Source organism: Streptomyces sp. SID14515 (assembly GCF_010548505.1).
GTDB classification, from domain to species: domain Bacteria; phylum Actinomycetota; class Actinomycetes; order Streptomycetales; family Streptomycetaceae; genus Streptomyces; species Streptomyces caviscabies.
In genome coordinates this window covers 109,721-123,382 of the sequence record NZ_JAAGMH010000097.1, presented here as the reverse complement: position 1 = coordinate 123,382, position 13,662 = coordinate 109,721, and the positions used below count along the sequence as shown (strand labels likewise).

12 protein-coding genes are annotated in these 13,662 nt (G+C 71.4%); 3 read left to right on the top strand and 9 right to left on the bottom strand.

Annotated features, from left to right (window positions below):
• Nucleotides 1-3: 3 nt before the first annotated feature.
• The 3 genes from G3I54_RS20695 to G3I54_RS20685 are packed head-to-tail and all read right to left on the bottom strand — an operon-like array spanning nucleotide 4 to nucleotide 4,546.
• Nucleotides 4-2,013 (bottom strand): family 43 glycosylhydrolase, encoded by a 2,010-nt coding sequence (locus G3I54_RS20695; RefSeq protein ID WP_164616360.1) that lies wholly within the window; start codon nucleotides 2,011-2,013, stop codon nucleotides 4-6.
• Between the two features lie 26 nt (nucleotides 2,014-2,039).
• On the bottom strand, nucleotides 2,040-3,545 hold the full coding sequence (locus G3I54_RS20690; RefSeq protein ID WP_203686814.1) for a transglycosylase SLT domain-containing protein: 1,506 nt from the start codon (nucleotides 3,543-3,545) through the stop codon (nucleotides 2,040-2,042).
• Nucleotides 3,546-3,559: 14 nt separating this feature from the next.
• Nucleotides 3,560-4,546 (bottom strand): alpha/beta hydrolase-fold protein, encoded by a 987-nt coding sequence (locus tag G3I54_RS20685; RefSeq protein WP_164616358.1) that lies wholly within the window; start codon nucleotides 4,544-4,546, stop codon nucleotides 3,560-3,562.
• A gap of 369 nt (nucleotides 4,547-4,915) precedes the next feature.
• On the opposite strand from G3I54_RS20685, the gene G3I54_RS39570 reads away from it, so the two are divergent.
• A complete protein-coding gene (locus G3I54_RS39570) occupies nucleotides 4,916-6,517 on the top strand; it encodes a hypothetical protein (protein WP_343240372.1) in 1,602 nt (533 codons plus the stop codon).
• Nucleotides 6,518-6,569: 52 nt separating this feature from the next.
• On the opposite strand, the gene G3I54_RS20675 is transcribed toward G3I54_RS39570, so the two are convergent.
• The 3 genes from G3I54_RS20675 to G3I54_RS20665 form a co-directional block, all read right to left on the bottom strand.
• The gene (locus G3I54_RS20675; RefSeq protein ID WP_164616357.1) at nucleotides 6,570-7,748 is read right to left on the bottom strand and encodes an acyl-CoA dehydrogenase family protein; all 1,179 of its coding nucleotides are present in this window, start codon (nucleotides 7,746-7,748) and stop codon (nucleotides 6,570-6,572) included.
• Nucleotides 7,749-7,848: 100 nt separating this feature from the next.
• Nucleotides 7,849-9,003, bottom strand: coding sequence for a methyltransferase (locus G3I54_RS20670; RefSeq protein WP_164616356.1), 1,155 nt, complete (start codon nucleotides 9,001-9,003; stop codon nucleotides 7,849-7,851).
• Between the two features lie 127 nt (nucleotides 9,004-9,130).
• The gene (locus tag G3I54_RS20665) at nucleotides 9,131-9,343 is read right to left on the bottom strand and encodes a hypothetical protein (RefSeq protein WP_164616355.1); all 213 of its coding nucleotides are present in this window, start codon (nucleotides 9,341-9,343) and stop codon (nucleotides 9,131-9,133) included.
• A 157-nt stretch (nucleotides 9,344-9,500) separates the two neighbouring features.
• Here G3I54_RS20665 and G3I54_RS20660 point away from each other — a divergent pair, with 157 nt between their 5' ends.
• Complete coding sequence (locus tag G3I54_RS20660) at nucleotides 9,501-10,052, top strand: GH25 family lysozyme (RefSeq protein ID WP_164616354.1); 552 nt, start codon at nucleotides 9,501-9,503, stop codon at nucleotides 10,050-10,052.
• Between the two features lie 257 nt (nucleotides 10,053-10,309).
• Nucleotides 10,310-11,128, top strand: a complete 819-nt coding sequence (locus G3I54_RS20655; protein WP_164616353.1) for an endonuclease — start codon at nucleotides 10,310-10,312, stop codon at nucleotides 11,126-11,128.
• A 7-nt stretch (nucleotides 11,129-11,135) separates the two neighbouring features.
• Here the strand turns inward: G3I54_RS20655 and glsA are convergent, their stop codons facing one another.
• From glsA to G3I54_RS20640, 3 genes are read right to left on the bottom strand one after another with little or no spacing between them, the layout of a single operon-like run.
• Complete coding sequence (gene glsA / locus G3I54_RS20650) at nucleotides 11,136-12,485, bottom strand: glutaminase A (RefSeq protein WP_164616352.1); 1,350 nt, start codon at nucleotides 12,483-12,485, stop codon at nucleotides 11,136-11,138.
• Between the two features lie 12 nt (nucleotides 12,486-12,497).
• On the bottom strand, nucleotides 12,498-13,061 hold the full coding sequence (locus tag G3I54_RS20645) for a hypothetical protein (protein WP_164616351.1): 564 nt from the start codon (nucleotides 13,059-13,061) through the stop codon (nucleotides 12,498-12,500).
• A gap of 58 nt (nucleotides 13,062-13,119) precedes the next feature.
• Nucleotides 13,120-13,614 (bottom strand): DUF1269 domain-containing protein, encoded by a 495-nt coding sequence (locus G3I54_RS20640; RefSeq protein ID WP_164616350.1) that lies wholly within the window; start codon nucleotides 13,612-13,614, stop codon nucleotides 13,120-13,122.
• Nucleotides 13,615-13,662 lie beyond the last annotated feature (48 nt).

Genomic DNA, 13,662 nt, shown 5'->3' with positions numbered 1-13,662 from the left:
TCGTCAGGCCCCGGGTGCCACGGCGCGGTCGCCGAAGGAGGTCCAGGGCTGCCAGCCACCGCTCGGGCGGGCCTGTACCCGCGTACGCACCCGGCCGTCGGCGGTGACCGCGAAGACGTGGATCCGCCCGGTCGCGTCCACGGCAGCGGAGGGCGTCGCCGCGAGGACGGTGTCCGGTTCGCCGAACTCGCCGCCGGGGCTGAAGTCCTCGCCGGGCGCGGTCTGCCGGCGGTGATCGATCCGGTCACCGCCCGGGGACAGGACGAACGCCTCCATCCTGCCGTCGGCGCCGGTCACGAGCAGCGGGGCCGCGGCCGACCAGCCGAACAGAGGCCGCCAGTCGTCCCACCCCCCGCTCGGCGCCGACTGGCGGCGATGGAAGGACCCCAGACCGGACGGCCCGATCGCGGCGACGGTGAGCCGGCCGCTGCCGTCGCGCATCACCCGTGGAGCCGCTCCGGCCGCGGTGCCGAACCGGTTCCACGGGGACCAGTCGCCGCCCGGCGCCAGCTGCCACCGGTGCCGGATCTCCGCGCCTCCGCGTACGAGGGTGAACACCTCCAGCCGGCCGTCCGCGTTGACCGCGACGACCGGTGGCGCACCCGTCGGCCCGCCGAATCCGGCTTCCCACGGGTCCCAGGCCGGCGACCCGGGCGACCGCTGCCGCCGCCGGGAGACGACGCTGCCGTCGGGGCTCGACGCGAAGACCTCCAGCCGCCTGTCGGCTCCGCGGGCCACGGCGGGGGCGGCCCCGGCCGGCCCGCCGAACTCCTCCCACGCGTACCAACCGCCGTCCGGTCGCTGTACCCGGTGGTGCAGATTGACGCCGCCGGGGGCGAGGGAGAACACCTCAAGTCCGTCGTAGGAGTTGTGTCCGAGGGTGGGGACCGCGCCGGCCGGCCCGCCGAACCGCTCCCATTCCGACCAGGTGTCCGCGTTCGGGTCGAGCTGGACGCGCCGCAGCATCGAACGATCACCGGCGTCGAGGGCGAACACGGTCAGGCGGCCCCGGACGTCCACGGCGGCGACCGGGTTGTCCGGGCTCCGCCACGAAGGGGGCGTGGCCCGCCAGTGCAGCGGGGCCAGGTACAGGCCGTGGCGGAACCAGCCCGCGGCGCTCGCGTACCACTGGTCCCCGTCTATGACCGGTTCCACGGCATGACCGGGCACATGGCCGGCGTATCCGTCGAGAGCGAAGTGGAAGGGATCCCGGGAGGCCAGGACGTCGGTGCCCTCGTACCCTCCCCTCGGCCCGATGAACAGGTAGTACCAGCCGTCCCGTTCGACCACGAAGGGCGACTCGGTGACCGAGACGCCGGTGGCGTCGGTGCTCGCGTCGGTGTACGCGATGCCGGGCTCGCTCCAGTGCAGCAGGTCTCCGGAGCGGCGGTAGCAGACCAGGTGGCGGCCGTCGGATGCGGCGAGCTCGGTGTAGTACATGACCCACTCGTCGCCGATCCGCACGACCATGGGGTCACGCGCGACGCGCCCGCGGAAGAGAGGTCCGGAGGGCAGGCGGGTCCAGCTGAACAGGTCGGTGGAGGTGGCGAGATTGACGGCGGCGCCAACGCCGCCTCCCGCGGCGTAGAACATCCAGTACCTGCCGTCGGCCTCGATGACGTGCGGGGCCCACAGGTGCTCCTCGCCGTGGTAGCCCGGGTCGACGGTCAGCGCGTCGGCATGGGTGGTCCAGGGGCCGTGGAGGGCGGGCGCGGAGGCGTGGGCGAAGGAGGTCTCCGCGGCGCTGTCCGGTGCCTCGCCGGGCGCCGCGCTGTCACCGACGATGCTGAACAGGTGCCAGCGGCCGTTCGCCCGGATCAGGGTGTGGTCGTTGAGATAGCGGCGCCGGCCCGGTGGGGAGGGGTCGTGGACGTGGGTGAAGGATCCGGCGCCCACCCACTGCGACGCCGGGCCCGGGGCGGAGGCAACGGCTGGGGCACGGCCGGTGAGCGGGAGCACGAGGGCTCCCGCTCCGGCCGCGCGCAGCAGGTGGCGCCTGCTGAACGGATGCACGTGAACGCTCCAGAGGTACGTCGTCGTCAGTTGACCGCGGGTCCGGCGGTCTCCTTGAGCCAGCCCCACTGGGACCAGGTGGAGAAGCCGGTCTGCCAGCGGTGGTAGACCCCGGTGGGATTGGTCCCGAAGACCTCGATCCGGCCGTCGGCGTTGGCCGCGGCGGTGATCTCCGTGCCACCGGTGCCGAAGGTCTCCCACGGGCTGTACGAGGCGTTCACCCCGGTCTGCCACATGTGCTGGGCATCGCTCGCGTTGATCGCGAACAGCTCGACCCGCCCGTCCACGGTGCGCTGACTGGTCAGCTGGGAGTTGGCGGGGCCACCGGTCTCCTTCCAGCCGGACCAGCTCGTGGGACCGGTCTGGTACCGGTGGAAGACGCCGACGGGCCCGGAGGCGAACACTTCGATCCGGCCGTCCTGGTTGTGGTCGACGGTCAGGTCATGACCACCGGTACCGAAGTCCTCCCAGGGTGACCAGCCGCCGTTCACGGACGTCTGGTAGAGATGCTGGAAGACCTCACCGTTGAGGGCGAACACCTCCAGCCGGCCGTCCGGCGCCTTCGCCAGCTCGATACGGCTCCTCCCCGGGCCGCCGCCGGTCCCTTCCCAGCCCGACCAGCCGCTGTTGGGGGCCGTCTGGAACCGGTGGAACACGTCCTCGGGACCGGAGGCGAAGACCTCGAGCCGGCCGTCGGCGTTGGAGCCCACGGCGAGGTCGTGGCCGCCTTCGCCGAAGTTCTCCCAGCCGGACCAGCCGCCGGAGGGCCGGTCCTGGTAGCGGTGCTGGAGAATCCGGTCGTTGATCGCGAACACCTCCAGCCGGCCGTCGGCGTTCGGCCCGATCGCCAGCTCCGCTCCTGCGGGCCCGGCGATGAACTCCCACTCCGACCAGGTGCCGTTGATGTTCTCCTGCCAGGCGTGGTGCACACCGTCGGCCCCCGCGGCGAACACCTCGAGACGCCCGTCCGAGGACCGCGCCGACACCACTCGGCCCGACTCCGCCGGATACACCAGCGGCGCGGGCCCGGGCCCGGGGTTGCCTAGACGGTCCACGGCGGCCCGCGCCGTGCCCATGTGCCGCTGGTGGTGGCCCTGGTTGTAGGTGGACCAGGGGCTCCAGTTCGTACCCCTGGAGGAGATACGGAAGGCTTCGTTCGCATTGCACTGCGCGTCGTAGGCGCAGGCGTCGCTGACTTCGGCGTGCCAGTAGTCGTTGATCTGCCACAGGCCGCGGTCGGTGGACGGGGGCGTGTTGTTCGTGCGGTTGTACGCCTGCGGATTGCAGCTGGACTCCGCCAGGGCGACGGCGACGGCGGTCACCAGGCTCTCGCCCCGGAAGCCCGCGTTGTACCCGACCTCCGCACACAGGTCGCTCGGGGCGGCGAAGCCGGCGGCCCGAGCCGGGACCGGGGAGGAAGCGGTCTGCGCCGCGGCCGGCGAGCCGACGGCGAGCCCCGGCAGGAGCATCACGGTCAGCGCGAGAAGAACCCCGAGCACCCGCCCGGACAGGTTCGGGGAAAGGACGGACATCACGCGAGGCCCCGTCATGCCTTGCGCAGGCGGGCGATGACGCCGTTGATGTCGCGTTCCAGCAGATCCCGGCGGACCCAGTGGCCGCCGTCCACCTCGTGCGGCTCGTAGGGGATGCCCGCGCGGTCGAGGTGCCACTTGAACTCCCGCTGGGTGGCGAGCACCACGGTCTCGTTGGCGTACCCATGGATGTCCTGGGGGCTGGTGCCGGCGACCAGGAAGACCCGCTTGTTCCGGTAGCTCTCGACGCGCTCGCACGGGTTGTCCGCGCTGACCCGGGCCTGGTCCCAGAAGGGCACGCCGTAGATGCTGCCGCCGCCCAGTTCCACGGCGGCGGAGGAGGCGTTGGCCCAGTGGGTCACCAGGTCGCCGTTGCCCCCGCGCAGGTTGGCCGGTCCGGAGTGGGCGCTGACCGAGGCGAAGTGGCCGTAGTACTTGGCCGCGTACTTCAGGGCGCCGAAGCCGCCCATGGAGAACCCGGAGACGGCGCGGCCGTCGTACTCGGCGTACGTACGGAAGTTGGCGTCGATCCACGGCAGGAGCTGCGCGATGTGGAAGTGCTCCCAGTCCCGGGCCCCGACGTTGGTGTTCACCGGGTTGGAGTACCAGCCGGCGCGCCCGCCGTCGGGCATCACGACGATGAGGTCCTTCCAGGCGGTCAGGCCCCGGATGTCGTGATGCGCGTCGAAGGTGATGAAGTCCTCCAGGCCACCGTGGAACAGGTAGAGGACCGGGTAGCGGCGCCCGCTGGTGTGGTAGCCGTCGGGCAGCAGCACGTTGACGGCCGGGTTCCAGCCGCCGATGGCGGAGGTCTGGAACCGGTAGAACCACATCCGGTGATCCTGCTCGCCGCGCTCCGTGATGTGCAGGCCGAAGCCGTCGCCGACCGCCGCGGCCGGCGACGCCGACGCGAGAACGCCGCCGGTCCCCAGAGCCGCCGCGGCGGTGAGCCCGCCGGCGGACTTGAGGATGCTTCTGCGGGTGGGGTTCTGCGCGGTCAAGGTGACCTCCTGTGGGCGAGCTGGCTGAGGGCCCGACTGCCGTCACAGCGGCACCGGCGTTTGGAAGCTAGCGATCCCCGCCCGGGAGGAGTATCCGGAACCTTACGGACTGACAGAACCGGGTCGCGTCCTCTAGGCCGACGGACGTGACGGTCCGACAGGGTTCGTGTCGCGGGCCTTAGCCGGACGGGCCGCGGCCGTCCATCCGCAACTCTCCGGATCCCCGCGCCGTACCCCTCTCGGCTACTTTCAGCGCGACCACACCGTGGCCCGGCGCACCCCCTGCGCGACCCAGCGCGACCGCTGCGCGATCACGGCGGGCCCCCCTTCTCGTACGTGCCTCGTACCGCTACCGACCAGGAGCCCGTTGTGAGCGCACACCGTCCCTCCCGCAGAGCAGTACTCAGAGCCGCCGGTGGATTCTCGGCCGCGATGGCCCTCGCCGGCGCAACCGTCCTCGCGACGGGATCCGGGGCCCGTGCCGCCGGAAACGGCAGCGGCCTCCGCTCCGCCCAGCGCGTCCGGTCGGACGTGGGCGGACCGATCAGCCGCGACGAGATCCTTCTCCGGGCCCAGCACTGGGTGGATCTGAACGTCTACTACAACCAGAACGACTCCCACCCGGACCTGCAGGGCAGGCACTACCGCACCGACTGCTCGGGCTTCGTCTCCATGGCCCTGCACCTGGCCTCGTCCCCCAGTACGGTCACCCTGCCCGAGTTCATGGATCCGATCGGCTGGGAGGATCTGAGGCCCGGCGACGCCGTCGGCACGCTCGGGCCGGGAACCGGCGGCGACGCGGGGCATGTCGTGCTGTTCGCCGGCTGGGCCAACCACCAGCACACGCGCTTCTTCACCATGGAGGAGATGGGTGGGGCCGGGTCCGTCCGCTACGAGCGGCCGATCAACTACACGACGAGCGGCGGCCGGTTCGTCGCCAAGCCGTTCCGCTACAAGAAGGTCGTCGAGGCTCCCTCCCACCGCGTCGTCAGCCCGTCCGAGACGGGCCGTGTGGTGTCGGCACGGTCGGCCGACGGCCGGCTGGAGACCTTCGCGGCCGGAGCCGACGGGGTCCATCACTCCTGGCAGACCGAGGTGAACGGCGGCTGGTCGGTCTGGCGGCCGCTCGGCGGCCCGCGCAACGCGCAGCTGGCGATCGCGCCCAACGCCGACGGCCGGCTGGAGCTGCTGGCGATCAACGGCGATGCGGCCCAGCACATCTATCAGACCGGCCCGTCCCGGGACTGGTCCGGCTGGGAGGAGTTCGGCACCGCCGGCCGGTACATCGCCGCCGGAACGAATGCCGACGGCCGTATCGAGGTCTTCGCCTCCGGTCCGAAGGGCGTCTACCACCGCTACCAGACCGAGCCGAACGCCGGCTGGTCGGGCTGGGAGTTCACCGGTGGCGGTCCCGTCGACGCCCGCCTGGAAATGGAGAAGTCACCCGACGGCCGCCTCGAGGTGTTCGCGCTCAACGGCACGGTTTTCGAGCACCAGTACCAGCTCGCGCCCAGCGGCGGCTGGTCCGCGTGGGAACGTTTCGGGGAGGGCGGCCACGATCTGACGGTGGACCACAATGCCGACGGGCGCCTGGAGGTGTTCGCCTCCGGACCGGAGGGCGTCTTCCACCGCTACCAGGAGAACCCGACCTCCTGGTCGGGCTGGGTGGGAACCGGCGGCCCGGCCGACGCGAAGCTCACGAGCGAGCGCACCGCCGACGGCCGGGTGGAGGTCTTCGCGATCAGCGACGAGATCGCCGTCCACGCCTGGCAGACCGGGATCAACGCCCCCTTCAGCGGCTGGGCCACCATCGGCACCGGCGGCACGGACATCACCGCCGCGACCAACGCCGACGGCCGTATCGAGGTCTTCGGGACCAGCCATGCGGGCGTCTACCACACCTGGCAGACCGGCTTCTCCGACTGGGCCCCGTGGGCCTGGCTCAACGGCTCCGGACCCGCGATCAACTGACGGTGGCGGACCCGGCGGTGCGGGGGCACCGCCGGTAGTTCCGGCCCCGCGTTCACCGCCGTACGCGCGGCATTCCCAGCCCGATCCACGAGATGATCTCCCGCTGGATCTCGTTGTTGCCGCCGCCGAAGGTGAAGATCACCGCCGAGCGGTAGCCGCGTTCCAGTTCGCCGTGGAGCACCGCGCCGGCCGAGCCCTCCTTCAGCGCGCCCGCGGAGCCGACGATCTCCATCAGCCAGGCGTAGGCGTCCCGGCGGGCCTCGGAGCCGTAGACCTTGACGGCCGAGGCGTCCTGGGGGGTGAGGGTGGCGTCCTGGAGGGCGGCGACCATCTGCCAGTTGAGGAGTTTCATCGCGTCGAGGCGGGTGTGGGTGCGGGCGAGCAGGGCGCGGACCCAGCCGAGGTCGATGACCCTTCGGCCGTCGGCGAGCTTGGTGCCGGCGGCCCAGCGCTGGACGTCGTGCAGGGCGCGGACCGCCATCGTGCCGTGGGCGGCGAGGGTGACGCGTTCGTGGTTGAGCTGGTTGGTGATGAGCCGCCAACCCTTGTTCTCCTCGCCGACGCGGCGGGAGACCGGGACGCGGATGTTCTCGTAGTAGCTGGCGGTCGTGTCGTGCGAGGCGAGGGTGTTGATCAGGGTGCAGGAGTAGCCCGGGTCGTCGGTGGGGACCAGGAGCATGGTGATGCCCTTGTGCGGCGGGGCGTCGGGGTCGGTGCGCACGGCGAGCCAGACCCAGTCGGCGGTGTCGCCGTTGGTGGTCCAGATCTTCTGGCCGTCGACGAGGTACGTGTCCCCCTCGCGGACCGCGCGGGTCTTGAGGGCGGCGAGGTCGGTGCCCGCGTCCGGTTCGCTGTAGCCGATCGCGAAGTCGATCTCGCCGGCCAGGATGCCGGGCAGGAAGTGGGCCTTCTGCTCGTCGGTGCCGAACTGCATGATCGTGGGGCCGACGGTGTTGAGGGCCATCAGCGGCAGCGGCACGCCGGCCTGGGCGGCCTCGTCGAAGAAGATGAACTGTTCCATCGGGGTCAGTCCCCGGCCGCCGTACTCCTTCGGCCAGCCGACCCCCAGCCAGCCGTCGGCGCCGAGCCTGCGGACCGTCTCGCGGTAGAAGCGCTTCTGGGCGGCGGGTTCCGCGTAGCGAGCGTAGGCGTTGTCGGGCACCAGGGTCACGAAGTAGGTGCGCAGTTCGGTACGCAGCCGCTGCTGCTCAGGCGTGTATTCGAGGTGCACGGCCCCTCCAGAGTCTCGCTTCGGCGTCGCCCGTGTGCGGCGGCGCACACAGTAGAACCTGTTGCAAGAATCCGGAAGGGCCAGGGCGCGGGGACCGGCGTCAGCGTTTGACGGCGCGCAGGACCACGAACTTCGCGTCGCCCGCCACCGTGGTGCAGTTGCCGAAGATCCGGCGCAGGTGGGTGTGGTACGAGAGGTGCCGGTTGCCGACGACCCAGAGTTCGCCGCCCTGGCGCAGCGCGGTCCGAGCGCCGACGAACATCGTGCGGGCCGTGGCGTCGGTCGTCGCCATGTGCGAGTGGAAGGGCGGGTTGTTCAGCACCAGGTCCACGCTGCCCGGTTCGAGGTCGCCGAGACCGTCGCCGACCAAGAAGTCGGCCTTCGCTCCGGCCGGCGCACCGGCCCGGAAGGTCTCCTCGGCGGAGGCCACCGCCCCGTAGGACTCGTCGACGAAGGTGAGGTGCGCGTCGGGGTTGGCGATGGCGGCGGAGAGCCCGAGGACGCCGTTGCCGCAGCCCAGGTCGACGACCCGGACGGCCCCGCCGCGGGTGGGCAGGTGCTTCAGGAAGAAGCGGGTGCCGATGTCGAGGCGCTCGGCGCAGAAGATCCCCGCGTGGTTCACGGTGGTCAGGCCCGAGACGGGGCCGACGTCGGCGGGCAGCTCGTAGCGGTACGGCCATGGGCTCGGCGTACGCGGGAGCCCGGTGTCCGGGGTGCTGAAGATGAGCCGCGCCTTGCGCACCGCGAGGGAGGTGCGGGTCGGGCCGATGATCCGCTCGAAGAGCTTGAGCGTGGAGGTGTGGATCTCCTTGACCATGCCGGTGCCGATGACCACGGTGCCGGCGTGGACGGCGGGGGCGATCCGGTGGAGCTGGTCCTCCAGGAACGCCAGGGACTTCGGCACCCGCACGATCAGGACGTCGATCCGGTCCGGCGGGGTGTCGCGGGAGGACAGCAGAGTGACGGCGTCGGCGTCCAGGCCGTTGCGGGCGAGGTTGGCGAGGGTGGCGCGCCGGGCCAGGTAGGAGTCGCTGATCTGGACCGGCCGGTGAGCGGCCAGCGCAGTGGCGAGCGCTCCCCACCGGTCCCCCACGACGGCGACCGTCCCCGAGAGGTCGACCGGGCCCGTCTCGGGGTCCGTCAGCTGCCGGAGCAGGTATTCGTCGGCGGCGTCCCACGCCCGGAAGGGATCGCGCGGGTGCTCGGGGAAGCGGGCGAGCTCGAAAGCGCCCTGTGAGGTCGTCAAACGGTTCATATGTCACTCAGGCTAGCCGAGGGATCCGGGGGCGCCCCACACGCTCCCCGGCTCCTCGGCCGCTTCACCTCGGCGTCACGGCTCCGCGCACCGCCCGCCGGGCGCTCCCGCGGGCCCTCCGGAACCGTCAGGGCAGTTGTTTGTCTATGGCCGACCGCCCCTCGGCGGCCAGCTTGCGCCGCGCCCATTCCAGGGTCTCGGGTGTCAGGTCCCGCCCGGAGGCGAGCACCAGGTCCTCCGCGCTCGGTCGGTCGCTCGCACCCGTGTGCAGGAGCCGGTCGGGCGTGACGCCCCCCGGCCCGGACACCGGCGCGGATACGGATTCGGGCTCTTCGCTCATGCCGCCTCCTCGTCCTTGCGGCAATTCTCGCGCCGCACGGAGCCGACCGCATCCGAGGGGTCCGCGGACTCCTGCCCGGAAGGGTGAATCAGCCCTTGGCGCGCCCGGGGAGTGGGCAGGAGAGGGAGGTCTTGCCCCATCTCCCGAGGCGGTGCCCATGCTCCACGGCGTCGACGTCAGCGCCTATCAGCCCTCCTACGACACCGACGGTCTCGACTTCGTCTTCGTCAAGTCCACCGAAGGCCGCACCTATGTCAATCCGCGCATGGACGCGCAGGTGAAGCGGGCCCGGGACGCCGAGTGCGTCGTCGGCTTCTACCACTTCCTCTGGCCGGGGGACGTGGCGGATCAGGTGGCGTACTTCCTGAGCAAGACCCCGGAGAAGGCGGGCGACCTGCTCGCGGTCGACTGGGAACAGACCGGCGGCGGGACGCGGGCGAGCAACGCGGACAAGGACCGGTTCATCCGCGCGGTGAAGCGGGAGAGGCCCGATCACCGGGTCCTGCTGTACTGCAACCGCTCCTTCTGGCTCAACCACGACACCACCGGCTACGCGGGCGACGGGCTGTGGATCGCCGACTACGGCGCCGCGGGCAAGCCCCGCATCGAGGCGGACTGGCGCATCCACCAGTACACCGACGATCCGCTCGACCGGAACGTGGCCGACTTCGCCTCGGTCCGGTCGCTGCGCGACTGGGCCGCCGGATAACACCGGACGGCGTCGGACCCCATCGGGCCCACCCGTCCCGCCCGCCCCCGGAGGCCCGTCCGCCGGGGGCGGACGACTCTCCGCGACCGGTTCCGACCGACCGACTCTTGACCTGCACATGATAGGTACAGAGTGTTCACTCCTGGAGCACGGTGCGTGTGGAAGGCTCCCGGCTGACCACCTACCGCACGGCCGCCGCGGAGACCCCCACCCAGGGCCCTCGTCGCGACGCCCGCGTTTCGGAGAGGACACCCCACATGTCCCGTCGTCATTCGTTCTACGCGCGTCCACTGCTGGCCGCGGCAGCGGCCGTCACCGTGCTCACCGGCACCGCGGCCGCGGCGCCCGCGGACGGCACGCCCGACCGTTACACCGCCACCTCCGCCGCCCTCGACGACACGTACTACCAGGACGCGCTCGGCAAGACCGGCGCCGAGCTGAAGACCGCCCTGCACACGATCATCAGCGACCAGACCAAGCTCTCCTACAGCCAGGTGTGGGACGCCCTCAAGGCCACCGACGAGGATCCCGCCAACTCCTCCAACGTCGTCCTGCTGTACACCGGGCGCTCCCAGTCCAAGAACGACAACGGCGGCAACTCGGGCCAGTGGAACCGGGAGCACGTCTGGGCCAAGTCGCACGGCGACTTCGGTACGGCGACGGGCCCGGGCACCGACATCCACCACCTGCGACCCGAGGACGTCCAGGTCAACTCCACGCGCGGCAACAAGGACTTCGACAACGGGGGCGGTGAACTGGGCGACGCGCCCGGCAACTTCACCGACGGCGACTCCTTCGAGCCGCGCGACGAGGTCAAGGGCGACGTCGCCCGCATGATCCTCTACATGGCCGTGCGCTACGAGGGCGACGACTCCTTCGCCGACCTCGAACCCAACGACCAGGTGGACAACGGCTCCGCGCCGAAGATGGGCAAGCTGTCCGTCCTGAAGCAGTGGAGCCAGGAAGACCCGCCGGACACCTTCGAGAAGCGCCGCAACGACGTCATATTCGAGCAGTTCCAGCACAACCGGAACCCGTTCATCGACCACCCCGAGTGGGTCGGTTCCATCTGGTAGTCCTGGTTCAGCCCTCTCCGGCCAGGGCGTGCGCGCAGCCTTCGACGGCATCCTCACGGGTGTCGTAGCGCGGCACGTCCTGGCCGGTCCGCTCCCGCACGAGATCGGGCGGGCCCAGCAGACCGCGCGGATCGACGACCGCCGCGCGCCGCCCGTCGGATGCGAGCCGTGCGAGGCCGGTGTGCAGCATGGCCAGGCCGACGGAGTCGACGGAGGTCACGTCGTGCAGGTCGAGCACCACGGAGCCGCCGTCCGGACCGGACTCGTCCAGGGCGTACAGCACGCGTTCGGCGGCCGTGAAGTCGATGGACCCCTGGGCGACGACGACGCCGACCTGTCCGTGGAGGACCCGTTCGTGCTCGGTGGAGGGCGCCGACGGCAGATCGTCCGCGGTCGTGACGAGGCTGACGGTGGAGCCCGGCAGCGCGGGGTTGAGCATGAGGTGGAGTCCGTAGCGTCGCGACATCGCCTCCAGCGCGGCGTGGCCGCGTACCGAACCGCCGGTGGAGTCCAGCGGCGGGCTGTACGTGGCGACCCCGAAGCGGGCGGGGCCCACCGCGATGAGGCCGCCGGACACCCCGCTCTTGGCGGGCAGCCCGACGCGCAGCAGCCAGTCGCCGGAGCCGTCGTACATGCCGCAGGTCGCCATGACGGCGAGGACCTGGGCGGCGACCTCGGCGGAGACGACCTGCTCGCCGGTGACCGGGTTCACGCCGCCGTAGGCGAGCGTCGCGGCCATCGTGGCGAGGTCGACGGTGGTGACGCGGATCGCGCACTGGCGGAAGTAGCGGTCGACCGCCAGGACCGGGTCGACGGGCATGGTGCCGGTGGAGCGGATCAGGTACGCCAGCGCCCGGTTGCGGTCCCCGGTCACCGACTCGGAGCTGAACACCTCTTCGTCGACGTCGAGTTCACGTCCGGCGAAATGGCCGAGGCAGTGCAGGATCCGGTCGAAGGCGGGTTCGTCCGGGGCGTCGGGGATCAGGGCGGTGGTGACGATCGCGCCCGCGTTGACCATGGCGTTGGCGGGCCGGCCCGTACCGGGTTCGAGGCTGATGGCGTTGAACGCATCGCCGCTCGGCTCGGCGCCCACCCACCGGCTCACCTCGTCGAGGCCGAGGACGGAGAGCGCGAGGGCGTAGATGAACGGTTTGGAGACGGACTGGAGGGTGAAGGGCACCTCAGCCTCGCCCGCGCTGTAGCGGTGCCCGTCCATGCTGACCAGCGCGAGCCCGAAGGCGTCCGGATCGGCGAGGGCCAGCTGGGGGATGTAGTCGGCCGGCTTTCCCTCCCGTACGTCGACGAACTGGGCGCGCAGGTTCTGGAGCGAGTCGGTCACCGCGTCGGCGGCACTCATGGGCGCCGCCCCTCAGCCGCGCTCGGCCTGGGCGACCCGGGGGAAGGTCTTCACCCCGGCGGCCTTGCGGCTGTTGGCCTGGACGCTGACCGTGCGGTCCGGCGGCGCGTCCTCGACTCCGACGACGACGGTGTCCAGGACCTTGTCCTCGGCGTCGACGAACTCCACCTTCACGGCGTAGAACGCGGCCTTGTCGGTGGGGTTGGTGACCCGGACGAGCGCGCTGCGGACCTCCTCGGACGCGGTGACCGGCAGTCCGTTGACCGAGACGTCGTCGACCGCGTTGCCCCGGCCCTCGACCTCCTCCAGCCGCTCGGCCGCCTCCTGCCGTACGCGTTCGGACTCGGCGGACACCGAGGCCGCGAAGCTCTCCTGGGTGCGCGGGCTCGGCGACTCGGCGGGCGATTCCTCCGGCTCGGGCGTGAGGGTGTGGACGCCCCGGTCGGTGCCTTCGCTGCTGGTGTCGGAGTCGCAGGCCGCCGTGGCGGTGAACAGCAGGGCTGCCGCCGCGAGGGGGGCCAGGGTGCGGGCGGCGCGGCGGCCGCGCGCCCGGCGCACAGGGAGGTTCGCTTTCACGGACGGTCCGTCCAATCCAAGAGGGGGGATCCGGGTGAGGAAAGGGGGTGTGCGCGGGTCACGCCGTCTCGTCTCCGAAGATGTCGCGGAGCTTCGCCTCGCGCTCGGTGTCAAGGTTGCTGTGGAGGAGTTCGGCGCCGTCGCCGGGCAGCCGCGCGCCGATCCGCTCGGGCACCTCGTTCACGGTCAGCAGGAACAGCGCCGAGGTTCCGGGCGTCACCTTCTCCTTGACCTCGGCGATGAAGTCGTCGTCGATGCCGACGTCCGCGAGCTTCCCGCCGAGCGCTCCGGCGGCCGCCCCGATGGCGGCGCCCAGCAGCGGCATGAGGAAGATCAGGCCGAAGAGCATGCCCCAGAAGGTTCCGCTGAGGGCCCCGGCGCCGACGAGGTTGAGCAGCTGTTTCGTGCGCGGCTTGGCCCGGTCGGCGGGCCAGCTGACCACCGCCGCGTCGAGGATCTTGATCAGCCCTTCCTTCTGAAGGGCTTTCAGCGCCTCCTCGACGCTCTCGGCGCCTTCGGCCGTCCGGAACTTCCACACCGTGAGGGTGGACATCGCGCAACCTCCCGCACTCCAGGAGCAACAACTCGCTCATATTAGGAT

What these genes read in the sequence shown, in the direction of transcription:
- G3I54_RS20690 (WP_203686814.1), bottom strand. Translation starts at nt 3,545, where the DNA reads ATGTCCGTCCTTTCCCCGAACCTGTCCGGGCGGGTGCTCGGGGTTCTT.
- G3I54_RS20670 (WP_164616356.1), bottom strand. Translation starts at nt 9,003, where the DNA reads ATGAACCGTTTGACGACCTCACAGGGCGCTTTCGAGCTCGCCCGCTTC.
- G3I54_RS20665 (WP_164616355.1), bottom strand. Translation starts at nt 9,343, where the DNA reads ATGAGCGAAGAGCCCGAATCCGTATCCGCGCCGGTGTCCGGGCCGGGG.
- G3I54_RS20660 (WP_164616354.1), top strand. Translation starts at nt 9,501, where the DNA reads ATGCTCCACGGCGTCGACGTCAGCGCCTATCAGCCCTCCTACGACACC.
- G3I54_RS20655 (WP_164616353.1), top strand. Translation starts at nt 10,310, where the DNA reads ATGTCCCGTCGTCATTCGTTCTACGCGCGTCCACTGCTGGCCGCGGCA.
- glsA (WP_164616352.1), bottom strand. Translation starts at nt 12,485, where the DNA reads ATGAGTGCCGCCGACGCGGTGACCGACTCGCTCCAGAACCTGCGCGCC.
- G3I54_RS20640 (WP_164616350.1), bottom strand. Translation starts at nt 13,614, where the DNA reads ATGTCCACCCTCACGGTGTGGAAGTTCCGGACGGCCGAAGGCGCCGAG.